The organism is Psychrobacter arcticus 273-4, assembly GCF_000012305.1.
GTDB lineage: Bacteria > Pseudomonadota > Gammaproteobacteria > Pseudomonadales > Moraxellaceae > Psychrobacter > Psychrobacter arcticus.
This window is the reverse complement of sequence record NC_007204.1, coordinates 2,103,911-2,126,945: the sequence shown is the minus strand read 5'-3', so window position 1 is coordinate 2,126,945 and position 23,035 is coordinate 2,103,911. Positions and strand designations below refer to the sequence as shown.

Here is a 23,035-nt window from a genome sequence, read left to right as displayed (position 1 = left end):
ATTAGTATTATAAAAGTATTTACAGCTGATATAAACGCATGATATTGGGGAAACCAAGTAACGAGCGTAGTTCACGAATACCTTGGGCTAAGTGATTGCGGCTACGAACCACAATATGAATGATGGTATCGCTGCCACGTACGTCGACCTTTTCAACCCCTATATTTAACTGCCGTAGATTATAAATAACTTTACTGATTTGCTCATCGCTCATTGCTATAGACAGTTTTAAATAAGCAGGAAAACGAATTTTATTACCGTGATCTTCTGAGTCACTTTGCTTGATCGCTTTATCATTGTGCCAACGTAATTGGATGACTTGATAGGGATTGTCTTTACGAATATCGTCTAGTGAAAAGCACTTATGTCGATGCACGACCAGACCATGACGGGATAAATGTCCAACGATAGGATCACCATAAATCGGGTGACAACAATTGGCAAAATCAAGCTCAACGCCCGAAGCATTGACAATCAGCTGCTGCGGTTGGGTCATATCATCGATACGTTCTTGCGATTGGATATCACAGACTTCATCGCTAAACAAACGCGTCACCACGAGTTGCGGCAATAGCGTACCAGAGCTTATTTGCTCAAATAGCGCTGATTTCTCAGTCAGTCCACGCCATTCCGTTAGATTCTTCCAGTCACTATCGGTTAGGTCATCCAAGCTTTTTTGATAAGTTTTTAGCGCGCGATCTAGTGCTTGTCTACCATGGTGCTGCTTATCAGCCACAGATAAGTCTTTGAACCACCGCAAAATCTCTACACGGGCTTTATTAGTAACCACAAACCCAAGCCATTCTGCTTTTGGCTCAGAATGGCTATTAACCTCGATTTCTACCAACTGTCCATTTTTGACTACAGTCCCAAGCTTGGCAGGCTTTTTATCGATATTAGCACCAACAGCGACATTGCCAACCATCGGACCAACGGCATAAGCAAAGTCTAGCGCAGTCGCTCCTTGTGGTAACTCATAAGCACGACCTTGCGGGCTGTAACAGATAATTTTGCTGGAATGCAGATAGTCCATCAGCTCGTTAATGGTCGAAACCGCGGTGGCAAAGTCAGGGTTGCCCTCGCTTAAACAGTCCTCATCGACCAAATCTTTCATATTGCGCAATGACGCCTGAATGACTGATTGACTGACATCAGAGGCATGCTCTGCACCGATGACCCCAAGCCTTGCCGCACTTTGCATCTGCTTAGTCAAAATCGTCACTTTGACAAAATCATTGTCGCGCTCATAGATAAGGGTAAGCGATTGATTGCCGCCAGGCAAGGGTCTGCGAATATTATCCGCGATATGACTGTCAGCAATTTGATATTTTTTAATGAGATAGTAGGCAAGTTTGTCGCAAGCTTCGATATTATCCAGCACAATCTCAAACGCATAATGGCGTAGTAGCGCATTAATCTCGCCGCGATTACGGAAAAATTGCCGAAAGATGACAACACGATTGTCTAAGACTTTAACCATGCCATCAAGATCTAGATTATTTAGAACAATACTTAAGTAGCGATGAATGGCTTCTCTCTGAAAATTGCGCCCGAGCCCATGTTGTAGCAGTTTATCAGAGATCTTGTTATACATTTCAGAATCAAGGTTGCGATAACAAAGCACCTCAATATAATCAGCGATGTCGTTAAGACCCATGAGCCGTGCAAAGGGCACATAAAAGTCTAATGTCTCTTGCGCGGTAGCACGTTGTTTTTCAGGACGTACTGCATCTAGTGTTGACATATTGTGCAAGCGGTCAGCCAGCTTGATAATCAATACCCGCGGATCGGCGAGGGTAGCCGTCAAGATTTTGTGAAAGGTCGCTGCTTTATTTTCTTGTTTATTATGCGTGGATGATTTTAATTTGGTGACACCATCGACCAGTCTAGAAACCACTTTGCCATAACGCGTCTCAATCTGCTCGTCGCTTACTTCCGTATCTTCAACCGTATCATGCAAAATTGCAGCAATAATGGTATCTCGATCCAAGCGAAAGCCTGCCAGTATCTCAGCGACAGCAATCGGATGCGTGATATAAGGCTCCCCTGACTTGCGCTTGTCTTTAATATGCGCAACATCACCGAACTCACAGGCATCAACAATATCACGGCGTTCAGCGCCCGTGAGATAACCTACTGAACGCAGCAGGTTATATTGAGCATCATCAACTAATGGATGACTGAGTTTGGGCAAGTTTTGAATCATAAAGTCACGATCCTATGTTCTTTTACCTGCTTGAATGATGGTTTAGCAAGGTAAAGAATGGCTGAATAAGTGCTGAGCTATTAATAAAGAACTTAAGAATACAGCTGAAAAATGGGTAGACTAACCTCTAATTAATCGTAAATCGCTGCCAATGTCAACCGCTAAGCAAGTAGATAATGTAAAAAATGGAGAATTCTTACTTAAGGGTAGGTTTTAAGTGCCAAACGGTTACTAAAACAGCAAAGGCATTATCATTACAACCAAAAAACCACAGCCTATGCTGTGGTCTCTATCGTCAGTCAATACTCGTATGCTTGCTAAATTTATACTTTTTACGGTAATTTATTAGAAGCTGTGATCGCCTGACAGTGCTAAATCTAACGAGCTCGTAGCAAAGTTATGCTCTGGCTGATTTAAAATGTCACGGGTAATTTTACCAGCAGCGATTTCACGTAATGCCAATACGGTTGGCTTGTCGTTATCAACATCAACCAACGGCTCAGCGATGCCTTTAGCCAACTGACGTGCGCGCTTGCTTGCGACCAAAACCAACTCAAAGCGATTATCAACATTATCCAAACAATCTTCAATCGTCACTCGTGCCATAAATAGCTACCTCGGTTGTTTTTACTAGTTGCGGACATGGCGCGCTACTCAATAAAAATAATATCAAAAATATAAAGGGGGATAGCCAGACATTATAGCATTTTTTGCCTCTACGCGTAATTGCTTTTTGCTTGTCTGCTGATAACTATTTCCCGGATGAGGCATTAATGCCTATCAACGCTTCATTTACTTGTCTACTATGTTGCTAAGTAGGTTAGTAATCGTGCGCTGATAACGCTGCTGTTGGCGCTTTAGTGTCTGTCTATCAGCAACAATAATCGCTTTAAGCTCAGTTAAAGCAACCTCAAAATTATCGTTAATAATGACATAGTCAAAATTGATGTACTGTGCCATCTCATTGACAGCACCAGCCAAACGCTGCTCTATTACCTCCATACTATCTTGCCCACGCGTCGATAAGCGCTGACGTAAAGTGGCGATGCTTGGCGGTAAAATAAAAATCATAATGGCATCAGTAAAGATTTTTTTGACTTGCAGCGCGCCTTGCCAATCAATCTCCAAAATAACATCGACGCCGGCGTCTAGTTGCGCGCGTACGCTTTGCTCTGAAGTGCCGTAATAATTTCCAAACACTTCGGCATGTTCTAAAAATTGACTTTCGCTGATGGCTGTTACAAAATTATCGACGTCAGTAAAATGATAATGATGACCGTCAATCTCGCCTGGGCGCGGATCGCGGGTGGTGTGTGAGACACTGACCGTCAAGTCATTGGTGGTGGCAAGTAGCTGCTTAACCAGGGAGGTCTTGCCTGTACCGGAAGCGGCAGTGATAATAAATAATGAACCTGTCATACAGTGTGTCCTAGTGAAGTGTGTCCTAGTGAAGTGTGTCTTGATAAATAACTAAAGAGTGTTCGAATCAATATAAAAGGCTGGTAAAAATAAAAAACACCATCATGTATGGTGGTAAAAATATTAATCGATGCCTCATTATAAACTGCTTTAAAAGCAAATTATGCTAAAGTAGGCTATTGATTTAATCTCAACTTTTTCATCAAAGCCTTTGAACCCAAAATTTAAATATAAAGTTTGGGTGCTGTGGTTTTAACACTGTAATTTGGAATCTGTCGCTTTACACTTAAGCTTTCATATAAATTATCTAATGATAGGCCTTCTTATGCAAATTTATCTTGCCAATCCACGTGGGTTTTGTGCTGGTGTGGATCGCGCGATTGCGATTGTCAACGAAGCACTGTTACGTTTTGAGCCACCCATCTATGTCCGTCATGAAGTGGTACACAACAAGTTCGTGGTCTCCGATTTAGCCAATCGTGGCGCTGTGTTTGTCGAAGAATTGCATGAAGTACCAGACGGCTCTATTGTTATTTTTTCAGCTCACGGGGTTTCAAAAGCTGTCGAAGATGAAGCAGAGCGTCGTGATTTGACGGTATTTGATGCCACTTGTCCTTTAGTCACCAAAGTACATATCGAAGTCGCTAAATTTGCGCAGGATGGTATGGATGCGGTATTGATTGGACATGCGGGACATCCTGAAGTAGAAGGCACTATGGGACGCTTTAACCATCGTCATGGCGGACGGATTCATCTGGTCGAAAACGAGAGCGACGTTGAAGCCTTGAGCGTACAAGATGCCGAGCGTTTGGCATTTGTGACTCAAACGACCTTATCGATGGATGATACTGCTCGTGTTATCGATGCGCTGAGAGAAAAGTTCCCGCATATTCAAGGCCCGCGTAAAGACGATATCTGTTATGCCACCCAAAATCGTCAGGATGCGGTGAAGCATTTAGCCAGTCGCTGTGAGGTGGTCTTGGTCGTTGGTTCACCAAACTCATCAAACTCAAATCGTTTGCGGGAATTGGCAGAGCGTATGAATTGCCGCGCTTATTTGATTGATAATGCCACTGAAATGGATATCAATTGGTTCGATGGTATACAAAGCGTGGGTGTGACTGCTGGTGCTTCAGCGCCTGAGGTATTGATTCAAGAGGTACTACAGCAGCTGCAAGATTGGGGTGGTGATTTGCCAAGTGAGCTGTCGGGTATTGAAGAAAATGTCACTTTTAGCTTACCAAAGGCCTTACGAATTCCAATGACGCAAGTGGGTAAATAAAATAAGCGAGCTTTGTATATAGCGCCAGATAGGTAACGTAACATGAAAAAGCAGAAAAAAAGATTTGTCTTGGCAGAAGCCAGTCTTGATGAGATTAACAAGCAATTAAAAATCAATACATTTGCGATTGTCATCCTGATAGGGATGCTGATGTTAAATGCAACCCAGTTTATGAGAGACTATAGTCTGCTATATGGCGCGCTTATTGCCATTATGGTTTTTTTGCTATTTATAATGGCTAAAAGCCGCACGCTGCTGACGGTGCGAAAACAATCCCTTATACAATAAATAAAGACAGCTTACTTCATATATAAAGACAATCTATCATCAGTACCATGTCAGTACCATGTCGTTTTTAAACTTGATTCACTATGTTGAATTTACTGTATAACTTACTCTCAAAATCTTGAATGATCGTAGATGAGAGGACTGCATAAATATTAAGGACATTCATGTCAGCTTATTACACCTTTATAAAACGTGAGCAGCAAGCAGATGGCAGCAGTGTTGCTTATTATCAGCCAACCAAGCACGCACAAGGCGCTTGGAATGCGCATGAGCAACATATGGCGCCAGCAACTGGCTTACTCACTGCTGAGTTACAAAGTTTTGTACCACAAGAAAATATGCGCATTGCTCGTATCAGCTTAGATATTTTAGGACTGATACCGCTCGCTGATTTTACCGTGACCACGCGATGTATTCGTCCGGGTAGAACCATTGAGCTTATCGAAGCGGTGATGAGTAGTCGTGGTCGTGATGCAATCATTGCGCGTGCATGGCGCCTCATTACTCAAGATACCAGCGTCATTGCAGGGCTTGAGGATCAAAAATCTAAGCATAAACCTGAAGAGTTACCCGCTTGGGATGGTATGAAAGGCTGGCCCGGCGGTTTTATCGAAAGTGTACGTTTGGTGGCTGAACCGGATCGTCGTCCTGGTAAAGGTATGGTATGGATGACCAATGATATCGACATGGTAGAAGGTATGCCTACGCATGACATGGTGCATTTGTTGGGCATGGCTGATACCGCCAATGGGGTTGTACCAAGGCTTGGACTAGGTATGGCAAAATTGGAATGGATGTTTCCGAATACTGATTTGCAAATTCATATGCACCGAGCGCCGCAAGGTCGCTGGCTTGGCATTGAAGCGGTGCAGCAGTACGGTGCTGATGGTATAGGGATTAGCAGTGCAATACTCCATGATACGCAAGGAGCTTTTGGTCGCAGTGAGCAAATCTTGACCATTCGTCCGATGCCGCGCTAATGTAAAGATGTATTTAGTCGGTAGATCTTGTCGGAAGTTGCCCTATGAATTAAAGCCATTTGGATGAGTCAACTAATATAAGTATAGTCGGTGCAAAGTAATATCGATACAACACGTACTACTGGTGCAAATTTTTCTTGCTTGCTGTGCCTACGCAGACAGAGGCTGCAAAAAATTTACACCAGTAGTACTGTAGCGACTTTAAAGTATTTCAACTATAGTTCTGAAAAACAATGACACCGCCTTAGAAAACTAGGGCGGTGTTTTTTATTGAATTAAGTTTTTACGCTTGAAATTTTCTTCCGCGCCCCTATTAGTATAAACAGCTTAGCAGTGTTCAAAAATTAGCTCTCTCATATACATTTGAGTAAGTTTCGTTTGATTACCGTTATCTTATAATAAGTTTTTAACATAAATGGAAGGAGTTTTTTATGAGTGAACAGAACCCAACTGATAGCAAAAACCCAGAATTAAAAAAACATACCTTTGAGGCAGAAGTAGCCCAATTATTACATTTGGTGACTCACTCGCTATATTCTAATTCCGATATTTTCGTACGTGAGCTGGTCTCAAATGCTTCTGATGCCTGTGATAAATTGCGCTTTGAAGCCACCAATGATGACAGCTTGTATGAAGATGACGGCGAGCTGCGCATTCGTATTGCGGTCGATGAAGATGCTAAAACCATTACCTTTACCGATAATGGTATTGGTATGAATGAAGCTGATGCGATTGAAAATTTAGGTACGATTGCTAAATCTGGCACCAAAGCCTTTTTGGATAAATTATCCGACTCGCAAAAACAAGACGGTCAGCTGATTGGTCAATTTGGGGTTGGTTTTTATTCCGGCTTTATCGTCGCTGACACCATCAGCGTTGAAACTCGCAAAGCCGGTGATGCCGCAGAAAATGGTGTGCGCTGGGTATCTGATGGCACGGGCAGCTTTACTGTTGAAAACATTAGTAAAACAGAGCGCGGTAGCAGTATCACCTTGCATTTAAAAGAGCAATACTCTGAAGGTGAAGACGGTTATCTTGACCGTAGCAAAATCAAGCGTTTGGTGAATAAATACTCTGACCATATCAGTCTGCCAATTCAGATGCGTAAAGAGATTTGGCAAGAAGATGAGGTTGAAGAGGGTGATGACACACCAGCTAATGGTCAAATGGTATTGACCGACGAGTGGGAAACCATTAATAAAGCCAGTGCCTTATGGACACGTACAGCATCTGACGTTGAAGATGATGAATATGTCGATTTTTATAAAAATATCACCTATGACATGGACGCACCGCTGACGTGGACGCACAACCGTGTCGAAGGTCGCGTGCAGTATACACAACTATTATATATCCCAAAAAAAGCGCCAGTCGATTTATACACGCGTGAGCAGCAGCACGGCCTAAAGCTCTATGTGAAGCGTGTCTTTATCATGGACGACGCTGAGCAACTACTGCCGATGTATCTGCGTTTTGTCAAAGGCGTGATTGATTCAGCAGATTTACCACTCAATGTCAGCCGTGAAATCTTACAAGAATCACGTGACGTCAAATCTATCCGTGATGGTAATGCTCGTCGTATTTTGACCTTGCTAGCAAGCCTTGCCAATAGCGAAGATGCTGATAAGCAAGAAAAATTTGCGCAGTTTTATGCTGAATTTGGTGATGTCATCAAAGAAGGCGTTGGCGAAGATATGGGCAATCAAGAGCGTATTGCCAAATTGCTTCGTTATGCGACTAGTACCCAAGATGGTGAGATGACCAGCTTTGAAGACTATAAAGCTCGCATGAAAGACGGTCAAAAAGCCATTTATTATCTAACGGCTGACAATCTAGCGGCGGCAAAAAACAGCCCACAACTCGAGCTGTTTAAGAAAAAAGGCATTGAAGTTATTTTGATGACCAGTCGCGTTGACGAATGGGCAATGAACTTCTTAACTTCATTTGATGAGACACCACTGCAAAATATCGCTAAAGGTGCGGTAGATTTAGGCGACTTGCAGGATGAAGCCGAAAAAGCTGAGGCTGAAAAGGCGCAAGAAACCATGAAACCAGTCGTTGATAAGCTCAAAGCGGCATTAGGCGATCGTGCCAAAGACGTTAAAGTATCGACGCGTTTGGTCGATAGTCCTGCTTGCTTGGTCGTTGGTGAAGGTGAGCTATCGCCACAGATGATCCAAATGCTTAAGCAAATGGGACAGGATGTACCAGAGAGCAAGCCGACGCTTGAGGTAAACCCTGATCATCCACTCATTAAAAAGCTTGAGAGTAGTGAGCAGTCTGCCGAAGATTTTGATAAATTGGCGCAAGTAATTTTCGACCAAGCATTGCTTGCTGATGGTGGTCAATTAGAAGATCCAGCCGCTTATCTCAGACGTGTTAATGAGTTATTGATGAAATAATGTTTAGTATTCGATAAAAAAGGAGGTCTTAAGTTCAAGACCTCCTTTTTTAATGGGGTTTTTAAGCGAATTTTACAATTCAGCCTTATGCTCTTGACCGACAATCCGTTACAATCGCGATAAATTAGCGAGCTAAACTATTAAGTTATACTGTTTGCTTGTTAAAATCATTTTATCGTCAGTTTACTCTAAAAATAGAATTCTATTTGCCTTACAAATATACATATCTTTACTTCGATATACGGCACTGATTTCAACAAATTTAGTATGAATTTACGTTATTTCTCTCGACTGGCTAGAGGTCTAAGTCTTTGTCACTTGCGTCGTTAAAAACCGTCTCGCTTCAGCGCTTTTCGCTCAATTTCGCTGCCAATATTATTGCAACTTTGTGGATGCTAGTGGGGTCTACGCGGGCATTCTCTTGGGTCAAACCTACCTTTGTTCAATTTGCAGTTTTTGCGTTATTGGCTTTGGGTAGTAACGTCCTATTTTCTTGGCTAGCCGCTCCAGACGGCAGTATTTTCAATGAGCAAGGATTGGTCAGTTATCTAATCTGGCCAATGATTATTTTACTCGGTGGCATCATTTTGGCACGGCGCGCTGGCAATCAAGCACTGGTTTTTGTGCCTGTGGTACTGTGGCTGGTTGCTGATACTTTATCTGCATTACTGCAAAGTTTAGTACAGTTTTTAGGCAGCTATAGCTGGCTGCCTGATTGGAGCTATTCGTTTTTACCGACGCTATTTTTGGTGCTGTTTTTATGGCAGACCTTGGCATTATTATGGATATTTTCTCGTCGCCTGCGCATACCATGGTGGGAGCGGATTATCGTCATCATCGGTGCTGTGGCACTGCTGACGATTTGGCAGCGTAACGTCGCTGACCAGCCCATATTTAAGCAGATACCGGTAGAGCCTGTATTGGAAGACGCTGCATTATATGAGCAGCCGCGTTTACTGCAAGAGGCGCTGGCTCGTATAGACCCTAGTATACCGGGTAAAAGTGATTGGTACTTTATGGGTGTGGCGGGATTCTCTGATCAAAACGTTTTTCGCTCTGAGATTAATAAAGTACGTGAGCTGTTTGATGTGCGTTTTGGTACCAGCGGGCATTCATTGGCACTGATTAATAATAACTATACTTGGTTAGATGAGCCGATTGCCACCAAAACCAGTATTTTGCGCGGTTTAAAAAGAATTGGTCAGCAGATGAATGCTGATGAAGACGTACTGTTTATGACGCTATCCTCGCATGGCGATCAGGACTTTATCCATTTATCCAACCCGCCACTTGCGATGGATAATTTGGATGCGACATGGCTGCGAGAGGCTTTGGACGCGTCAGGTATTCGCTGGCGGGTCATTGTGGTATCGGCGTGTTATTCAGGCTCGTTTATTGATGAATTGGCGTCTCCCACTACAGTGGTGATTACCGCTTCGGCAACGGACAAGATGTCATTTGGCTGTACCAATAGCGCTGAGATGACCTATTTTGGTCAGGCGTTTTTTGCTGAAAGTTTACGGGAAAATACCAGTTTTTCTGCCGCCTTTAAAGACGCCGCTTATCGAGTAAAAGAGCGTGAGCTCTCTATGGGTTTTGAGCCATCAGAGCCGCAAATGGTGATCGGTAGTTTGATGGAAACGGCATTGCCAGCATTTGAGCAAGTGTTATTTGATAAAACACGACCGCCGCTTGCTAGCATTACAGATAATTCGAATGCGACAACGACTATCAATATTTCACCGGATACGGGCGCAGACACCGTTGTAAATGATAAAAACACGACGAACTGATTTTTATCCCATTTTTAATGTGACGTTTTTTTAAATAAGCATCTGTTTTAAACTATTATTATTTTATCTTAGCTAAAAAGGATACTGCTCATGAACAATTCTTATAAACACAGTCTCTCAGCCAGTACACAGCTCACGAAAAAAAGTGTCAATCGCTGTTTTGATGGTGAGCAGCATTATTACAGCCATCAATCAACGTCTACTAAGACACCGATGACCTTTAGTATTTATTTGCCTGATGAAGCACTAGCAGGGCAGCGTTGTCCAGCGATTTTATACTTATCAGGTCTCACCTGTAATGCTGATAATGTCACGCACAAAGCGCATTTTCAACAAAAATGTAGCGAGCTTGGCATGATATTTATCGCGCCGGATACCTCTCCTAGAAGTAGTGAAGGTAATGACGTAGCAAACGATGAACGCTATTTTGTTGGTCAAGGCGCAAGCTACTATGTCGATGCGACGCAAGCACCTTGGGCTGAGCACTTTAATATGCAAAGCTATATTGTCGAGGAGCTATATGACTTATTACGTTCAGAGTTCCCGATTCATAGTATTGGTATCACTGGTCACTCGATGGGTGGTCACGGCGCCTTGTTATTGGGCTTTAAATTCCCAGGTAAGTTTGTGAGTGTTTCAGCTTTATCACCTGTGTGCGCCGCTAGTGAATCAGCATGGGGTCAAGCGGCTTATACAGAGTATTTCGGCGATGATAAAGCCTTATGGTCGCAAGCAGATGCGTCGCAAGTCATTGAACAAGTTGGTCAGCAGTACTCAAGCATCTTGGTTGATCAAGGTGCTGCTGATGAGTTTTTAGCCGATGGTCAATTGCAAACGTCAAAATTACAACAAGCGTGTGCAAATGCTAAGCAGCCATTAACGTTACGATATCAAGCGGGTCACGATCATAGCTATTACTTTATCCAAACCGTGATTAATGAGCATATTGAACATCACTGGCGCATGGCACAGCTCAGCTAAAATTTAGTCTCATATTGTTTATTCGTTATAGCGTTTCAGGTTTAAAGGGTCATATCTATGGCAAGTTATCAAGATTTAAGTACCGTTACTGCCGATGCTCCATCATCAGATGTTAATGCTGTTGCTGCTACATCTACGCTTGCCACCATGCAAGCGGATATGGATACCGCTTTAAAAAATAAACAGCGAGACCATATCAATACTAGTGCAAGCTTAAATGATCCCCAAACTCATGCAGTAAAATCAAGGCCAGTTAGCGCAGCATCTAGCAATGATACGGCTACTCATGCCCTAGATGAGTCGCAAGTGTCGCGGGTGATAGAAATGGCGTGGGAAGATAGGACACCATTTGAGGCGATAGAGCATAGCTATGGTCTCAATGAGTCCGGTGTCATTACACTTATGCGTCAGGCGTTAAAACCGTCCTCTTTTCGCCTATGGCGTCAACGTGTGAGCAATCGCGCTACCAAACATGAAGCGATGCGAGGTTTTACGGTAGGTCGTGCTTATTGCAAAACCCAATATAAACCTCGCTAGTTGGCTGCATGTATCTGTATCTGCTGAGTGCAGCTATAATATTGATAGGCAGTACCCATCATAGATCCTGTTTATCCGTTATAATAGACATACGTATTATTCGTGCTATGTATACCTCTATATATCTATCTATACATCTATTAAATCCTTAGTCAAATACCCATTAGGTAGCTCAATTATGATCAGTCCCTCTAAGCCGTATCTAATCGCCCCTTCTATATTATCTGCTGACTTTGCCAAATTAGGCGAAGAGGTAGAACGTGTATTGGCGTCTGGTGCTGATGTCATCCATTTTGATGTGATGGACAACCATTATGTGCCTAATTTGACATTTGGTAGCATGATTTGTAAGGCGCTGCGTGATTATGGCATTGAGGCACCAATAGATGTGCATTTGATGGTCAGCCCTGTTGATAGCATGATTGAGCAGTTTTTGGAGGCCGGTGCCAGTATTATCACCTTTCATCCAGAAGCAAGCTCGCATATCGATCGCTCTTTGCAGTTGATTAAAGATGGCGGCGCTGAGTGTGGTTTGGTATTGAATCCAGCGACCCCATTACATTATTTAGACTATGTCATGGATAAAGTGGATCAAATCCTACTGATGAGCGTCAATCCGGGCTACGGTGGTCAGTCATTTATTGAAGGTACTCTGGAAAAGGTGCGCCAAGTTCGTCAGCGTATCATTACTAGTGGACGTGAAATCAGGTTAGAGGTCGATGGTGGTATTAAAGCCAGTAATATCCGCGCCATTGCTGAAGCAGGTGCTGATATGTTCGTCGCCGGTTCAGCGATATTTAATCAAGAAGATTACAAAGCAGCAATCGATGCCATGCGTACAGAGCTTGCCTTGGCAAATAGAGAATAACGCCCCATATAGTAAGTTATATACTATTAAAGTTACATACTATTGAGAGCTGCTGTATGACTGATTATATTAAGCGACACCTCAGCTAAAAGTGAGATATGAATATGCAAAACGCAAAATATCAAAATCAAGCTTCGCAACCACGTAGCCTAGTGCCAAAAGGTATCACCATTGGCTTAGCTGTATTCGCCCTTGTTCTAAGTCTAGCAGGTTATGGCTTTCGTTTAATGGTGGGTGATGACACAGAAGAGGTATTGCGCCACGCTGCGGTGATAGTACCAATATTTATGCTTGGTATTCCTTTTTTGTTTTGGGTCGGTTCACGCCTATTTAACAAGGTTAAAGGCATGCATATAGAAAGCTGGAACGCCATTAGTTTGGGATATTTAACCTCTTGTATATCGATGCTGTGGTTAATGGGTACGTATAGTTAATATGACCGATAATAGCGCTAAACTATTATTAGTTTCTTAGCCGTCAGTATTTTCTGGTTTAAAATTTTCTACCTACTAGATTTTAATTGTCACTTTTTGCTCATTAATAAGTCCCGCTTTATCGCGCGACTGGACACTCGCTTGTATGTCAACATCACCAAAAATTACCGATATCATTTTTCCAAAAGACTTACCAAATGGTTTATTTATCGCCCTGATTATCGCCTGTCTGCTGCTAGGGCTGTCTTCACTGCGTCATGGTACGGATTTGCAAGGCTGGCTACACGTCTTTGAAAATTGGCTGCTGATGTTATTGATACTGCCAACCGCGACTGCGACAGTAGCATTACCGTTCAAATATCGTGATCCGACATTAGAGTTAAAGCTGATGTATTACCTTGGCATGTTTGTTGCTTTCTTATTTACCCTAGCAAAATTGCGCTACTGGCGTTAACGAATATCAATTTTCTATAAAACTAAGACCATCGAACGTAGGGTGTGCAAAAGACTTATATGACAGCCCTTGAATTATAGCGCCAAAGCGTCCATTGTATGAATAAGATAGTTTTGCCCGCATGACTGTAAGATTGTGGCTTTATAAGAGTAAGGCAGCGCGTTTTTTACAGGTATAAACGGGATAATAAGGATACAATTAATGCCATACGATATCGATAATGAGATTGAAGTAGATAATGACAGTACCGATCAGTTTGCAGGGTTTGCAAAAGAGACGACCCTTGAGCTGGTTGAAGCAGAGGGTGGTAAATTGCTCTTACGTGATGCTGAACAAGATGACGCACCGCTGATGACCATAGATTTTTCTGATAAGTTAAAAGAGATACTTGGCAGTGATACCCAAGCGATGGGTCAGCATATGATTCATGCAGCGATTCAAGTCATCATGCAGAAGCAGATGAGCCAGTGGCATGCTCATGTCTATGATAAAGAACCAACACACTATAGTTGAAATACTTTAAAGTCGCTACCGTATTGCTGGTGTAAATTTTTTGCAGCCTCTGTCTGCGTAGGCACAGCAAGCAAGAAAAATTTGCACCAGTAGTACGTGTTGTATCGATATTACTTTTCACCGACTATAAATAACAAACAGTCAACATATCGACAATAAAAAAGGGTTTATCAAATCGATAAACCCTTTTTTTTGTTCAAATAAAACCATTTATAAAAATGGGAATTATTTGATTTTTGCTTCTTTAAAGATCACATGCTGGCGTACTTTTGGATCAAATTTTTTGATTTCCATTTTGCCAGGCATAGTGCGCTTGTTTTTGGTAGTGGTATAGTAATACCCAGTACCAGCAGTTGATACTAATTTAATTTTATCTCTCATGATAGCTTTCCTGTAAATGAGCGGTCTTCAATCGATAGGTACGGATCTAAAGGATTAAGTTGCTGTAGATAATAGCCAGCCATAAATATATGAGCTAGTAAATCTTCAACATGACAGCAGCCTAAATAGCGACATTCATCGATAGATTAGGCTGCCAATGTTTACTTAAACTTTTTGACCTTGTGCGCGTAGATCTACTAGCACTTTATCGATACCCAGTTTGTCAATGATGCGCATACCTTTGGTAGACACACGTAGACGTACAAAACGATTTTCAGACTCTACCCAAAAACGATGGTTGTGAAGGTTTGGTAGAAAGCGACGACGGGTTTTGTTGTTTGCGTGCGAAACATTATTACCCACCATAGGGCGCTTTCCAGTCACTTGGCAAACTCTAGACATGGCGAACTCCTAATCTATGAGGTATGAGTTTTTCTCATACCAGTCTGGGCAAGTTGCACGTATTTGCGGCATGGACACAGCAAGCGGCAGCTTTGCACCAAACAAAACTATATGAAGGTTGAGCTGATTTACTGTCATCTAAAGGCAAATAACAGGCAAACCAATTCAGAAAATTTTAAAGCCGACATTTATACCATAAAAGTAATGAATACTCAAATATTTTTGTGATAGTTGTTGGTTTAAAGGGTGGCTATTATACCCTGAAATGAGCGCCCTATGTTATTGATTATTTAATAATAAGGATTCACTTTTTAGTGGTAAGTTATAAAAAGAGTCAGTAAAGTCTCAATCATATATTTAATACAATCTGTTAATCCTACTGGCGTTATTGTAAATCTATATATCATTATCAATCTATTATGATTCTAGGTAATGATTTTGTCTATTTACTTAAATAAATGATTACCGCTGCGGAGTCCAAACATGTCATGTAGTTACAAGTTACGGCTATCTATAATGATTTAACAGTAATTACATCTGATTATTATTTTTCGCTAAAATCTATAGATGTGATATGGTTTAATCCAAATAAAACCGATACAATATTGACAACCATCTTAATTAATGAAATAAACAATGACCTATTCAATAGACTATCGCAAACAGGTACTGTCTAGTATTAATAACGGCATGACAGTGAGAGAAGCGGCTGCTTTTTACGAGCTTAGCACGAGTACCATACACAGCTGGAAGCTAACCTTAGCGCCTAAGAGTGGTAGACATAAAGCGCCAACAAAAATACCTGATGACGCATTGATTGAAGATGTAAAAAGATACCCCGATGCTTATCATTATGAGCGTGCCCGTCGACTAAATTGTAGCAAAACAGGCATTCATCATGCCCTAAAGCGCCTTGGTATCAGTCAAAAAAAAGAGCTTAGTACATCCAAAAGCGTGTCCGATCAAAAGAGACTGAATAAAAAGGCCGCCAGTATTATCATTTAATACCAGCGGACACATTTTTTAATCACGTTGCTGCTGTAAAATCGATTTTACAGCAGCATCTCCAGCACAAACTTGCTACCGACAAAACCAATGGCTAATAAAATAAAAGCATAAATGGTCATGTTGGCAGCACGTTTTCCGCGCCATCCAGCACGCCAATTACCGATGAGTAATGCGCCAAACAGCAGCCATGACAGTAGACTAAAGGCTGTTTTGTGGACAAGATGCTGCGCCATCAAGTCTTCTACGTAGATAAAACCAATCCCCAGTGCGATACTGAGCAGGACAAAGCCGACCAATAGCATATCAAATAACAGGCTCTCCATGCTTTGAAGGGACGGCAGCTTATTTACCCAGAAGCGATGAATCGATTGATGCTTAAGCTCGCGTATCTGTAGGCGTAAAAACAACGCTTGTACCGCTGCCATCAGCAGCACACAATACGCGGCAAGTGATAGTAAGATATGAGCCTCAAGCCCAATGCTAATATCCGTAATCGGACGATAAGGCGCCCGCCCAATATAGCCGATTATCATACCCGTAAGTGCAGTCGGTGCGGCGAGAATACCCAGACTGACGATAGGTCGATATAGAGAGAACATGACGTAGAAAAACAAAAAGAACAAGCTGATCAGGCTGATGATATTAAACAGATTAAAATTTAGCCCATAGAGGGTGACCACGTGCGGATAAAGTAGGGCGGCATGTGCCAACATACCCATAAACAATAAGCCTAAGCTAGTGCCTTTATGGATAGGTTTATTCTGAATCAGCGCCCAACCAATATAGATGCTGACTAAGAGGTAAGCCATCGCAGCAAGTAAGAATGCAAGTTGCAAGATAAAAAACCTCATCTCATAATGCGCGCAAAATACGCGCTTAATTTAATGCTAAAGTGGTATTATTAGAATAATTACCCAATTTATCATAAAATGGCAATCAATTGAGCACCATCTTATGTATTCCTGATAAATGCTTGGCAATGGAGCTTTAGTATTCGCCATCAGATACCAATACCCGAATCGTATTTATCAGCGCGTTAACTTACGAAGCCAATCTCTACTAAGCGCCAAGTTTCATAAAGAATTATTTTAACTGAGAGTTATTTATGTTTGATACTTTAACAGAACGATTATCGTCGAGCCTGCGCAATATCGCAGGTACAGGGCAACTGACCGAAGACAATATTAAAGACACCTTGCGTGAAGTGCGTATGGCGCTATTAGAAGCCGATGTCGCACTGCCGGTCACCCGTGATTTTGTAAAGCGTGTAAAAGAGCAAGCGCTTGGTGCTGAAGTGCTTAAAGAGTTGGCGCCAGGTCAAGCTTTTGTCAAAATTGTCCATGATGAGCTGACTGAAATGATGGGCAGTGCCAATCAGCAATTAGAGATGACGGGTAAGCCGCCTGTTGTTTATCTGCTTGCTGGTCTGCAAGGTGCGGGTAAAACCACTACTGCTGGTAAATTGGCAAAGTTTTTACAAGAGCGCCATAAGAAAAAAGTCATGCTAGTATCTGCTGACGTCTATCGTCCAGCAGCGATTGCCCAGCTTGAGCAAGTCGCTGGGCAAGTAAATGCCAAGTTCGTCAATTCAAGTAGCGACGAAAATCCAATTGATATTGCGCTACGTGCTATCGAAGAAGCCAAAATTCAATATCAAGATATTTTGATTATTGATACGGCGGGTCGTCTAGCTATCGATGAAACCATGATGGACGAAATCAAAGCGTTAACCGCTGCGGTCAATCCTTCTGAGACCTTATTCGTCGTTGATGCAATGACTGGTCAGGATGCAGCAAATACTGCCAAAGCCTTTAACGATGCGCTGCCATTAACGGGCGTTATTTTGACCAAGACCGACGGTGATGCTCGCGGCGGTGCGGCGCTTTCTGTACGTGCTATTACAGGTAAGCCGATTAAATTCTTGGGTCGCGGTGAGAAACTTGATGCATTGGAGTTGTTCCACCCTGAACGTATTGCTCAACGTATTCTTGGTATGGGTGACGTACTGAGTCTGGTTGAAGAAGTTGAGCAAAAGATTGACCGTGATAAAGCCGAAAAAATGGCGAAAAAGATGCAAAAGGGCGGCGAGTTCGACCTTGAGGATCTATTGACCCAGTTCCAGCAAATGAAGAGTATGGGCGGCATGGCAGGCTTCTTGGATAAGATGCCAGGTATGGGCGGCTCGGATATGCAAAAAGCGGTCGAAGATGCTAAGCCTGAAGAAAAAGTGCGTGAGATGGAAGCATTGATTAATTCGATGACGCCATTTGAGCGTAAAAACCCTGATAAAATCAACCCAAGTCGTAAGCGCCGTATCGCTGCAGGCTCAGGTCGTGAGATTCAAGACGTCAATCGTTTGCTTAAGCAGCACAAGCAAATGGCAAAAATGATGAAGATGATTTCTAAGCCTGAAGGCATCAGTAAAATGATGAAATCGATGCAAGGATTAATGGGCGGCGGCGCTGGAGCAGGCGGCAGTGGTCCATTATTCGGTGGTGGCGGTCAGCAACGCGGCGCGAAAGATGTGAATCCACAGCAAATGGTAAAGCAAATGGGTTTGGATCCAAACAACAGGCCAAGCAATGAAGAGATGCAAGAGCTGCAGAATAAAGCGCCAAAAAAGTTTAAAACCCGTTTTTAAACGACTTAGTGTTACTGACTTAGTGCTACTGATAGTATCTTGACAATGAAAACCTCAAAGATTATTTAGCTTTGAGGTTTTTTATGTTTATGCTATTGAGATAAATTCTCATAAAGAATACATGAAAAATATAGAAAGTCGGTAAATTAATCTGTCCTAAATGCTATGATAGGCGCTGTTTTATGATGCCAAAAGAATAAGCCGAGGTAATGATGTTTTTAGCAATGGATACCGTGTTTGATCAGTGCTCGGTTGCAATTTTAGATGCCAGTGGGCAGGTGTTATCGAGTCATACCGAGACAGGTAAGCGCCAGCAGACGCAGCAAATCTTACCGATGATTGATGCGGCTTTGTCTGAAGCGCAGTTGAAACTGGCTGATATACAAGCCCTTATCTTTAACCGAGGTCCTGGCGCCTTTAGTGGTATACGGATTAATACTGCTGTAGTACAAGCGCTATCGGTAGCGCATGATATTCCTTGTGTTGGCGTTTCAAGCTTACAGGCGATTGCGCAAGCGGCGTATCAGCAGCAGCGTTTGAGCGAAGTATATAGTGCTCTGGATGCTCGTATGCAGCAGGTGTATTTTGGGCATTATGCGGTAATAGATAATATGATGCAGCCCGTTAATCAAGACAATGGCGAAGATACTGAGCAGTTACTTGATTATGATAGCCGGACAGCGCTGGATATTTCTATCGTTGGCAATGGTGCCGGTTTATTAAGTCTGTATGACGGTCAAATCATTCATGCTGATATTCATCCTGATGCTACCGTGATAGGGCAGCTCGGCATTGCTCAGTTTATGGCGCATGGTGGCACAGAGGCGGCACAAGCTCTACCAAAATATTTACGCAATCAGGCATGGAAAACGCTCAAAGAGCAAGGTAAGGCTTAGTATAGGCTGCCTATATCAAGTGCTTATAAAGCACTCAAGCTTTGCACGCGCAAGCGATAATAACAGCATTATGAATATAACAATATAAAACAGACGCCTGTACTATTTTTGGCTTTTTGAGGAACAATGTTGTGGATATCATTTTATTAATTCAAGCTGTTATCATGGGTATCGTTGAAGGTATCACTGAGTTTTTGCCCATCTCTAGCACAGGATATTTAATTTTATCCGCTGATTTGATGGGTTTTTGGACCAAAGAAAAAGTCGATTTGTTTGTGGTAGTTGTGCAGTTTGGTGCTATTTTAGCAGTCATTTACGACTACTGGGATCGACTCTGGCAGGCATTGATGGGTCTGCTGACGGGTAAAGCAGAGGGCATGAGTAATCCGCGCCAGCTTGGACTTAGCTTAATTGTCGCCACTATTCCGGTGATGATTGTTGGTTTTACTTTTGCTGATGAGATTAAGGCTTATCTATTTGATCCTATCGTCGTTGCCATTATGCTGATTATCGGTGGTCTGCTGATATTTTATGTTGAAAATCGTCCTAAACCTATTATTGCGCAAGAAGCAGAAGACGTTGGCCTAAAGACAGCATTGATGATAGGTTTGTTCCAATGTTTGGCATTAATACCTGGTACATCGCGTTCAGGTGCGACCATTGTTGGTGCACTGTGGCTTGGCGTCTCACGCAAAGCGTCTGCTGAGTTTTCTTTCTTTTTGGGTATTCCTGTCATCGTAGGTGCGGCGTTATTAGATTTGCTAAAACACAAAGATGTTTTGACCAGTAGCGAAGATTGGTTGGTGCTAGGCATTGGTACCGTCGTGTCATTTATCGTCGCTTTGCTTTGTATTCGCTTATTGGTTGCTTGGGTCAGCCGTCGTGACTTTAAAATCTTTGCATGGCTACGTATTATCACTGGTGTACTGGTATTAATAGCCGCTTGGGGTTTTGGTTATCAAATGGCAGGCTAAGTTTTATAGCGGAATATTTTTATGGTAATTTATGATGTTGTAGATACTAGAAAGGAATAGCAGTCATGATCAATGCGAAGCAAGTACCGACCGCTGATATGAGCTGCCAACTACTTTATATTAGCGAGTCGCAGGCATGTCAAGTCTACAGCCTACAAGCGCTAATAGCTGAGCATGAGTTATCTATTATTTTGAATGTTGAACGATATGTAGATAAGTTAAATCAAAAACGTCGCCAGCAATTAAGTCAAGAATCTACTCAGCCTGTACTCCTATTAGATGATAAAAATAAACTGTCATGGCTTAGTGATGGGTTAAGCATTGCCCCTGAATGGGATAAGTTACAACGAAGAGTGGTAAGTGCAGGGCGTAAGTCTGAGCTGTTATTGCAAGCGACAAAAATGACAGCGGATAGCAAGGTAATTGATGCCACTGCTGGTTTTGGTCATGACAGTTTGATATTAGCCAGTACGGGTGCACAAGTAACCATGCTTGAGCAGCATCCTTTAATGGCGTTGCTGTTGCTTGCAGAGCAGCAGCGTATGAGTACGCTTCCAAATTGGCAAAAGTTGATGTCACGTTTGCATATTATTAATACCGATGCGCTGAGTTATTTTGCAAGATTCAATAACTATTTAGAGGCTGATAACGAGCAAGCCGTTGATGTCGTGTATCTTGATCCTATGTTTCCAGAGGATAGCTATCAAGATAGTAAGACAGGCAAGGGCGCTAAAGTCGGTAAGCATATGCAGGCATTGCATCAATTGGTGTGTCCGCCAACGTTAGATGAAGAGCAGAAATTGTTACAGAGCGCGCAAACGTTCGTCAGTCAACAGGCTCAAAAACAAGGACGTGTAATCGTTAAGCGTCCACAATTTGCGCCCTTACTTGCTCATCTAGAGCCAAGTGAGAGCTGGAGTAATGAAGCGGTGCGCTTTGACGGTTATTTTGTTTAATGATATCAAATAAGACAGCTTATAAATTTAGGAGCAAGGAATGTCTGTGTTAATCGTTTGGGTCATGGGTGCGGCGCTATTACTAATCAATATTATGCTGCGTACCAGAATTTTGAGGCTTGAAGCGCGTTTAAGAGAGCTTAGCAACCCAAAAGAGCAGTTGGTATTTTTACGTCAGCAAGCCGCACAAAGAGAAAAAGTTGCTGCGATTAAAGCTTTACGCAAACAATATCCTGAGCTATCACTTATCGAAGCACATAAGATGTGGCAACAAGTTTAGCGGTTTTTATGCTAACAACCTGCTATCTATAGTCGGTGAAAAGTAATATCGATACAACACGTATTACTGGTGCAAATTTTTCTTGCTTGCTGTGCCTACGCAGACAGAGGCTGCAAAAAATTTACACCAGTAATACGGTAGCGACTTTAAAGTATTTCAACTATATCAAGATTTTATGCCTGATATTTTATACCATGAAACCATTATGCAAAACTCGCTATCAATGATAATTAAAATGCCATGACATTTAACGACAAATTACAAGCCTATATTCAGCTGACACGCTTTGATAAACCGGTCGGTATTGAGCTGCTACTGTGGCCAACATTATGGGGCGTGTTGTTCGCTGCGATGGGGCAAGCTCAGCAACAAGGTGAGGGCGTAACAGCAGGTCTGCCGAGTCTCAGTATCTTTGTTGTTTTTGCCCTTGGTGCGATATTGATGCGGGCGGCAGGCTGTGCGATTAATGACTTTGCCGATCGAAAAGTGGACGGTCACGTTAGCCGAACCAAAGGTCGACCTTTAGCTGATGGACGTCTGTCTGCTAAAGAGGCGATTGCAGCTTTTTTAGTCTTAGTATTATTAAGCGCAAGTTTACTGCTTTTTTTACCCATTCAGGTGTTCTATTGGTCGTTTGCTGCCGTGATACTGGCATTTATTTATCCATTTATGAAACGCTATACACACTTGCCACAAGTATTTTTGGCAGCAGCTTTTGGTTGGGCGATACCGATGGCATATGTGGCGATACAAGGTGCAGCTGATATTTGGTGCTGGTTATTGTTCCTTGCTTATATGTGCTGGACGGTCGCTTATGATACCCAGTATGCGATGGCTGACCGCGATGATGACGTAAAGATTGGGGTCAAATCAACAGCGATACTATTTGGTCGCTATGATGTGATTATCATCTCGTTACTACAGATATTGTTTTTAGTTATCATGGGCGCGGTCATGTGGCATTATTTTGTGCCGACTAGCTTAGGTATTACGCCAGTATTTGGCTTGGCGTTAGTCGCTATGATGTTTGCTAAGCAAAACAGCGCCTGCGCCAGTCGTAATGCTTTAGCTTGTTTCCAAGCATTTTTAGCCAATATATGGGTAGGACGTTATGTCTTTGCTCTCATAGCAATTGCTTGTGTATGGACGACTTTTAATGGATAAGGTCAACACGTTTTCGAGATTAACAACCAAGAAATCATCTGCGCATGATATTCCTAAGATATAGTCGGTGAAAAGTAATATCGATACAACACGTACTACTGGTGAAAATTTTTCTTGCTTGCTGTGCCTACGCAGACAGAGGCTGCAAAAAAATTACACCAGCAATACGGTAGCGA

The 23,035-nt window shown here is 42.4% G+C and carries 24 protein-coding genes; 18 read left to right on the top strand and 6 right to left on the bottom strand.

The features are described from left to right. Positions 1-19 precede the first annotated feature (19 nt). The 3 genes from PSYC_RS08935 to gmk form a co-directional block, all read right to left on the bottom strand. Positions 20-2,206, bottom strand: a complete 2,187-nt coding sequence (locus PSYC_RS08935) for a RelA/SpoT family protein (RefSeq protein WP_011280986.1) — start codon at positions 2,204-2,206, stop codon at positions 20-22. A 345-nt stretch (positions 2,207-2,551) separates the two neighbouring features. Then, complete coding sequence (gene rpoZ / locus PSYC_RS08930; protein WP_011280985.1) at positions 2,552-2,812, bottom strand: DNA-directed RNA polymerase subunit omega; 261 nt, start codon at positions 2,810-2,812, stop codon at positions 2,552-2,554. A 186-nt stretch (positions 2,813-2,998) separates the two neighbouring features. After that, positions 2,999-3,625 carry a guanylate kinase gene (gene gmk, locus PSYC_RS08925; RefSeq protein WP_011280984.1) on the bottom strand — a complete coding sequence of 209 codons (627 nt, stop codon included), beginning with the start codon at positions 3,623-3,625 and terminating at the stop codon, positions 2,999-3,001. A 325-nt stretch (positions 3,626-3,950) separates the two neighbouring features. Between gmk and ispH the strand changes: the two genes are divergently transcribed. From ispH to PSYC_RS08870, 11 genes are all read left to right on the top strand, one after another. Continuing rightward, a complete protein-coding gene (gene ispH, locus PSYC_RS08920; protein WP_011280983.1) occupies positions 3,951-4,907 on the top strand; it encodes a 4-hydroxy-3-methylbut-2-enyl diphosphate reductase in 957 nt (318 codons plus the stop codon). Positions 4,908-4,949: 42 nt separating this feature from the next. Next, a complete protein-coding gene (locus PSYC_RS08915; RefSeq protein WP_011280982.1) occupies positions 4,950-5,195 on the top strand; it encodes a hypothetical protein in 246 nt (81 codons plus the stop codon). A 164-nt stretch (positions 5,196-5,359) separates the two neighbouring features. Further along, positions 5,360-6,175, top strand: a complete 816-nt coding sequence (locus tag PSYC_RS08910) for a thioesterase family protein (protein ID WP_011280981.1) — start codon at positions 5,360-5,362, stop codon at positions 6,173-6,175. Between the two features lie 431 nt (positions 6,176-6,606). Next, positions 6,607-8,577, top strand: a complete 1,971-nt coding sequence (htpG, locus tag PSYC_RS08905; RefSeq protein WP_011280980.1) for a molecular chaperone HtpG — start codon at positions 6,607-6,609, stop codon at positions 8,575-8,577. 311 nt (positions 8,578-8,888) lie between these two features. Next, a complete protein-coding gene (locus tag PSYC_RS08900; protein ID WP_041757757.1) occupies positions 8,889-10,370 on the top strand; it encodes a C13 family peptidase in 1,482 nt (493 codons plus the stop codon). Between the two features lie 90 nt (positions 10,371-10,460). Continuing rightward, entirely contained in the window at positions 10,461-11,351 is an 891-nt protein-coding gene (gene fghA / locus PSYC_RS08895; protein ID WP_011280978.1) for an S-formylglutathione hydrolase, read from the top strand. Between the two features lie 306 nt (positions 11,352-11,657). After that, positions 11,658-11,888: a TIGR03643 family protein gene (locus PSYC_RS11975; protein ID WP_319795834.1), complete on the top strand. Its 231-nt coding sequence runs from the start codon at positions 11,658-11,660 to the stop codon at positions 11,886-11,888. Positions 11,889-12,066: 178 nt separating this feature from the next. Next, positions 12,067-12,756: a ribulose-phosphate 3-epimerase gene (gene rpe, locus PSYC_RS08885; protein ID WP_011280976.1), complete on the top strand. Its 690-nt coding sequence runs from the start codon at positions 12,067-12,069 to the stop codon at positions 12,754-12,756. A 98-nt stretch (positions 12,757-12,854) separates the two neighbouring features. Continuing rightward, positions 12,855-13,190 carry a hypothetical protein gene (locus tag PSYC_RS08880; protein WP_011280975.1) on the top strand — a complete coding sequence of 112 codons (336 nt, stop codon included), beginning with the start codon at positions 12,855-12,857 and terminating at the stop codon, positions 13,188-13,190. A gap of 145 nt (positions 13,191-13,335) precedes the next feature. Continuing rightward, complete coding sequence (locus PSYC_RS08875; RefSeq protein WP_011280974.1) at positions 13,336-13,644, top strand: hypothetical protein; 309 nt, start codon at positions 13,336-13,338, stop codon at positions 13,642-13,644. Between the two features lie 201 nt (positions 13,645-13,845). Further along, positions 13,846-14,157, top strand: coding sequence for a hypothetical protein (locus PSYC_RS08870; protein WP_011280973.1), 312 nt, complete (start codon positions 13,846-13,848; stop codon positions 14,155-14,157). 225 nt (positions 14,158-14,382) lie between these two features. Here the strand turns inward: PSYC_RS08870 and rpmG are convergent, their stop codons facing one another. After that, on the bottom strand, positions 14,383-14,538 hold the full coding sequence (gene rpmG, locus PSYC_RS08865; protein ID WP_010201403.1) for a 50S ribosomal protein L33: 156 nt from the start codon (positions 14,536-14,538) through the stop codon (positions 14,383-14,385). A 165-nt stretch (positions 14,539-14,703) separates the two neighbouring features. Then, complete coding sequence (gene rpmB / locus PSYC_RS08860; protein WP_011280972.1) at positions 14,704-14,940, bottom strand: 50S ribosomal protein L28; 237 nt, start codon at positions 14,938-14,940, stop codon at positions 14,704-14,706. Positions 14,941-15,576: 636 nt separating this feature from the next. Between rpmB and PSYC_RS08855 the strand changes: the two genes are divergently transcribed. Then, entirely contained in the window at positions 15,577-15,945 is a 369-nt protein-coding gene (locus PSYC_RS08855) for an IS630 transposase-related protein (RefSeq protein WP_011280971.1), read from the top strand. A gap of 47 nt (positions 15,946-15,992) precedes the next feature. On the opposite strand, the gene PSYC_RS08850 is transcribed toward PSYC_RS08855, so the two are convergent. Beyond that, positions 15,993-16,799 carry a cytochrome C assembly family protein gene (locus PSYC_RS08850; RefSeq protein WP_011280970.1) on the bottom strand — a complete coding sequence of 269 codons (807 nt, stop codon included), beginning with the start codon at positions 16,797-16,799 and terminating at the stop codon, positions 15,993-15,995. 254 nt (positions 16,800-17,053) lie between these two features. Between PSYC_RS08850 and ffh the strand changes: the two genes are divergently transcribed. From ffh to ubiA, 6 genes are all read left to right on the top strand, one after another. Further along, positions 17,054-18,589, top strand: a complete 1,536-nt coding sequence (gene ffh / locus PSYC_RS08845) for a signal recognition particle protein (protein ID WP_011280969.1) — start codon at positions 17,054-17,056, stop codon at positions 18,587-18,589. Between the two features lie 212 nt (positions 18,590-18,801). Next, on the top strand, positions 18,802-19,485 hold the full coding sequence (gene tsaB, locus PSYC_RS08840; RefSeq protein WP_011280968.1) for a tRNA (adenosine(37)-N6)-threonylcarbamoyltransferase complex dimerization subunit type 1 TsaB: 684 nt from the start codon (positions 18,802-18,804) through the stop codon (positions 19,483-19,485). 131 nt (positions 19,486-19,616) lie between these two features. Then, complete coding sequence (locus PSYC_RS08835; RefSeq protein WP_011280967.1) at positions 19,617-20,459, top strand: undecaprenyl-diphosphate phosphatase; 843 nt, start codon at positions 19,617-19,619, stop codon at positions 20,457-20,459. Positions 20,460-20,524: 65 nt separating this feature from the next. Then, positions 20,525-21,415: a class I SAM-dependent methyltransferase gene (locus PSYC_RS08830; protein ID WP_011280966.1), complete on the top strand. Its 891-nt coding sequence runs from the start codon at positions 20,525-20,527 to the stop codon at positions 21,413-21,415. Between the two features lie 40 nt (positions 21,416-21,455). Beyond that, complete coding sequence (locus PSYC_RS08825; RefSeq protein ID WP_011280965.1) at positions 21,456-21,695, top strand: hypothetical protein; 240 nt, start codon at positions 21,456-21,458, stop codon at positions 21,693-21,695. A 240-nt stretch (positions 21,696-21,935) separates the two neighbouring features. Next, positions 21,936-22,859 (top strand): 4-hydroxybenzoate octaprenyltransferase, encoded by a 924-nt coding sequence (ubiA, locus tag PSYC_RS08820; RefSeq protein ID WP_011280964.1) that lies wholly within the window; start codon positions 21,936-21,938, stop codon positions 22,857-22,859. Positions 22,860-23,035: the final 176 nt, after the last annotated feature.

What these genes read in the sequence shown, in the direction of transcription:
- rpe (WP_011280976.1), top strand. Translation starts at nt 12,067, where the DNA reads ATGATCAGTCCCTCTAAGCCGTATCTAATCGCCCCTTCTATATTATCT.
- rpmG (WP_010201403.1), bottom strand. Translation starts at nt 14,538, where the DNA reads ATGAGAGATAAAATTAAATTAGTATCAACTGCTGGTACTGGGTATTAC.
- tsaB (WP_011280968.1), top strand. Translation starts at nt 18,802, where the DNA reads ATGTTTTTAGCAATGGATACCGTGTTTGATCAGTGCTCGGTTGCAATT.
- PSYC_RS08825 (WP_011280965.1), top strand. Translation starts at nt 21,456, where the DNA reads ATGTCTGTGTTAATCGTTTGGGTCATGGGTGCGGCGCTATTACTAATC.
- ubiA (WP_011280964.1), top strand. Translation starts at nt 21,936, where the DNA reads ATGACATTTAACGACAAATTACAAGCCTATATTCAGCTGACACGCTTT.
- ispH (WP_011280983.1), top strand. Translation starts at nt 3,951, where the DNA reads ATGCAAATTTATCTTGCCAATCCACGTGGGTTTTGTGCTGGTGTGGAT.
- PSYC_RS08880 (WP_011280975.1), top strand. Translation starts at nt 12,855, where the DNA reads ATGAATATGCAAAACGCAAAATATCAAAATCAAGCTTCGCAACCACGT.
- rpmB (WP_011280972.1), bottom strand. Translation starts at nt 14,940, where the DNA reads ATGTCTAGAGTTTGCCAAGTGACTGGAAAGCGCCCTATGGTGGGTAAT.
- PSYC_RS08875 (WP_011280974.1), top strand. Translation starts at nt 13,336, where the DNA reads ATGTCAACATCACCAAAAATTACCGATATCATTTTTCCAAAAGACTTA.
- PSYC_RS08850 (WP_011280970.1), bottom strand. Translation starts at nt 16,799, where the DNA reads ATGAGGTTTTTTATCTTGCAACTTGCATTCTTACTTGCTGCGATGGCT.
- fghA (WP_011280978.1), top strand. Translation starts at nt 10,461, where the DNA reads ATGAACAATTCTTATAAACACAGTCTCTCAGCCAGTACACAGCTCACG.
- gmk (WP_011280984.1), bottom strand. Translation starts at nt 3,625, where the DNA reads ATGACAGGTTCATTATTTATTATCACTGCCGCTTCCGGTACAGGCAAG.
- PSYC_RS08870 (WP_011280973.1), top strand. Translation starts at nt 13,846, where the DNA reads ATGCCATACGATATCGATAATGAGATTGAAGTAGATAATGACAGTACC.
- ffh (WP_011280969.1), top strand. Translation starts at nt 17,054, where the DNA reads ATGTTTGATACTTTAACAGAACGATTATCGTCGAGCCTGCGCAATATC.
- PSYC_RS08915 (WP_011280982.1), top strand. Translation starts at nt 4,950, where the DNA reads ATGAAAAAGCAGAAAAAAAGATTTGTCTTGGCAGAAGCCAGTCTTGAT.
- htpG (WP_011280980.1), top strand. Translation starts at nt 6,607, where the DNA reads ATGAGTGAACAGAACCCAACTGATAGCAAAAACCCAGAATTAAAAAAA.
- PSYC_RS08935 (WP_011280986.1), bottom strand. Translation starts at nt 2,206, where the DNA reads ATGATTCAAAACTTGCCCAAACTCAGTCATCCATTAGTTGATGATGCT.
- PSYC_RS08855 (WP_011280971.1), top strand. Translation starts at nt 15,577, where the DNA reads ATGACCTATTCAATAGACTATCGCAAACAGGTACTGTCTAGTATTAAT.
- PSYC_RS08910 (WP_011280981.1), top strand. Translation starts at nt 5,360, where the DNA reads ATGTCAGCTTATTACACCTTTATAAAACGTGAGCAGCAAGCAGATGGC.
- rpoZ (WP_011280985.1), bottom strand. Translation starts at nt 2,812, where the DNA reads ATGGCACGAGTGACGATTGAAGATTGTTTGGATAATGTTGATAATCGC.
- PSYC_RS08830 (WP_011280966.1), top strand. Translation starts at nt 20,525, where the DNA reads ATGATCAATGCGAAGCAAGTACCGACCGCTGATATGAGCTGCCAACTA.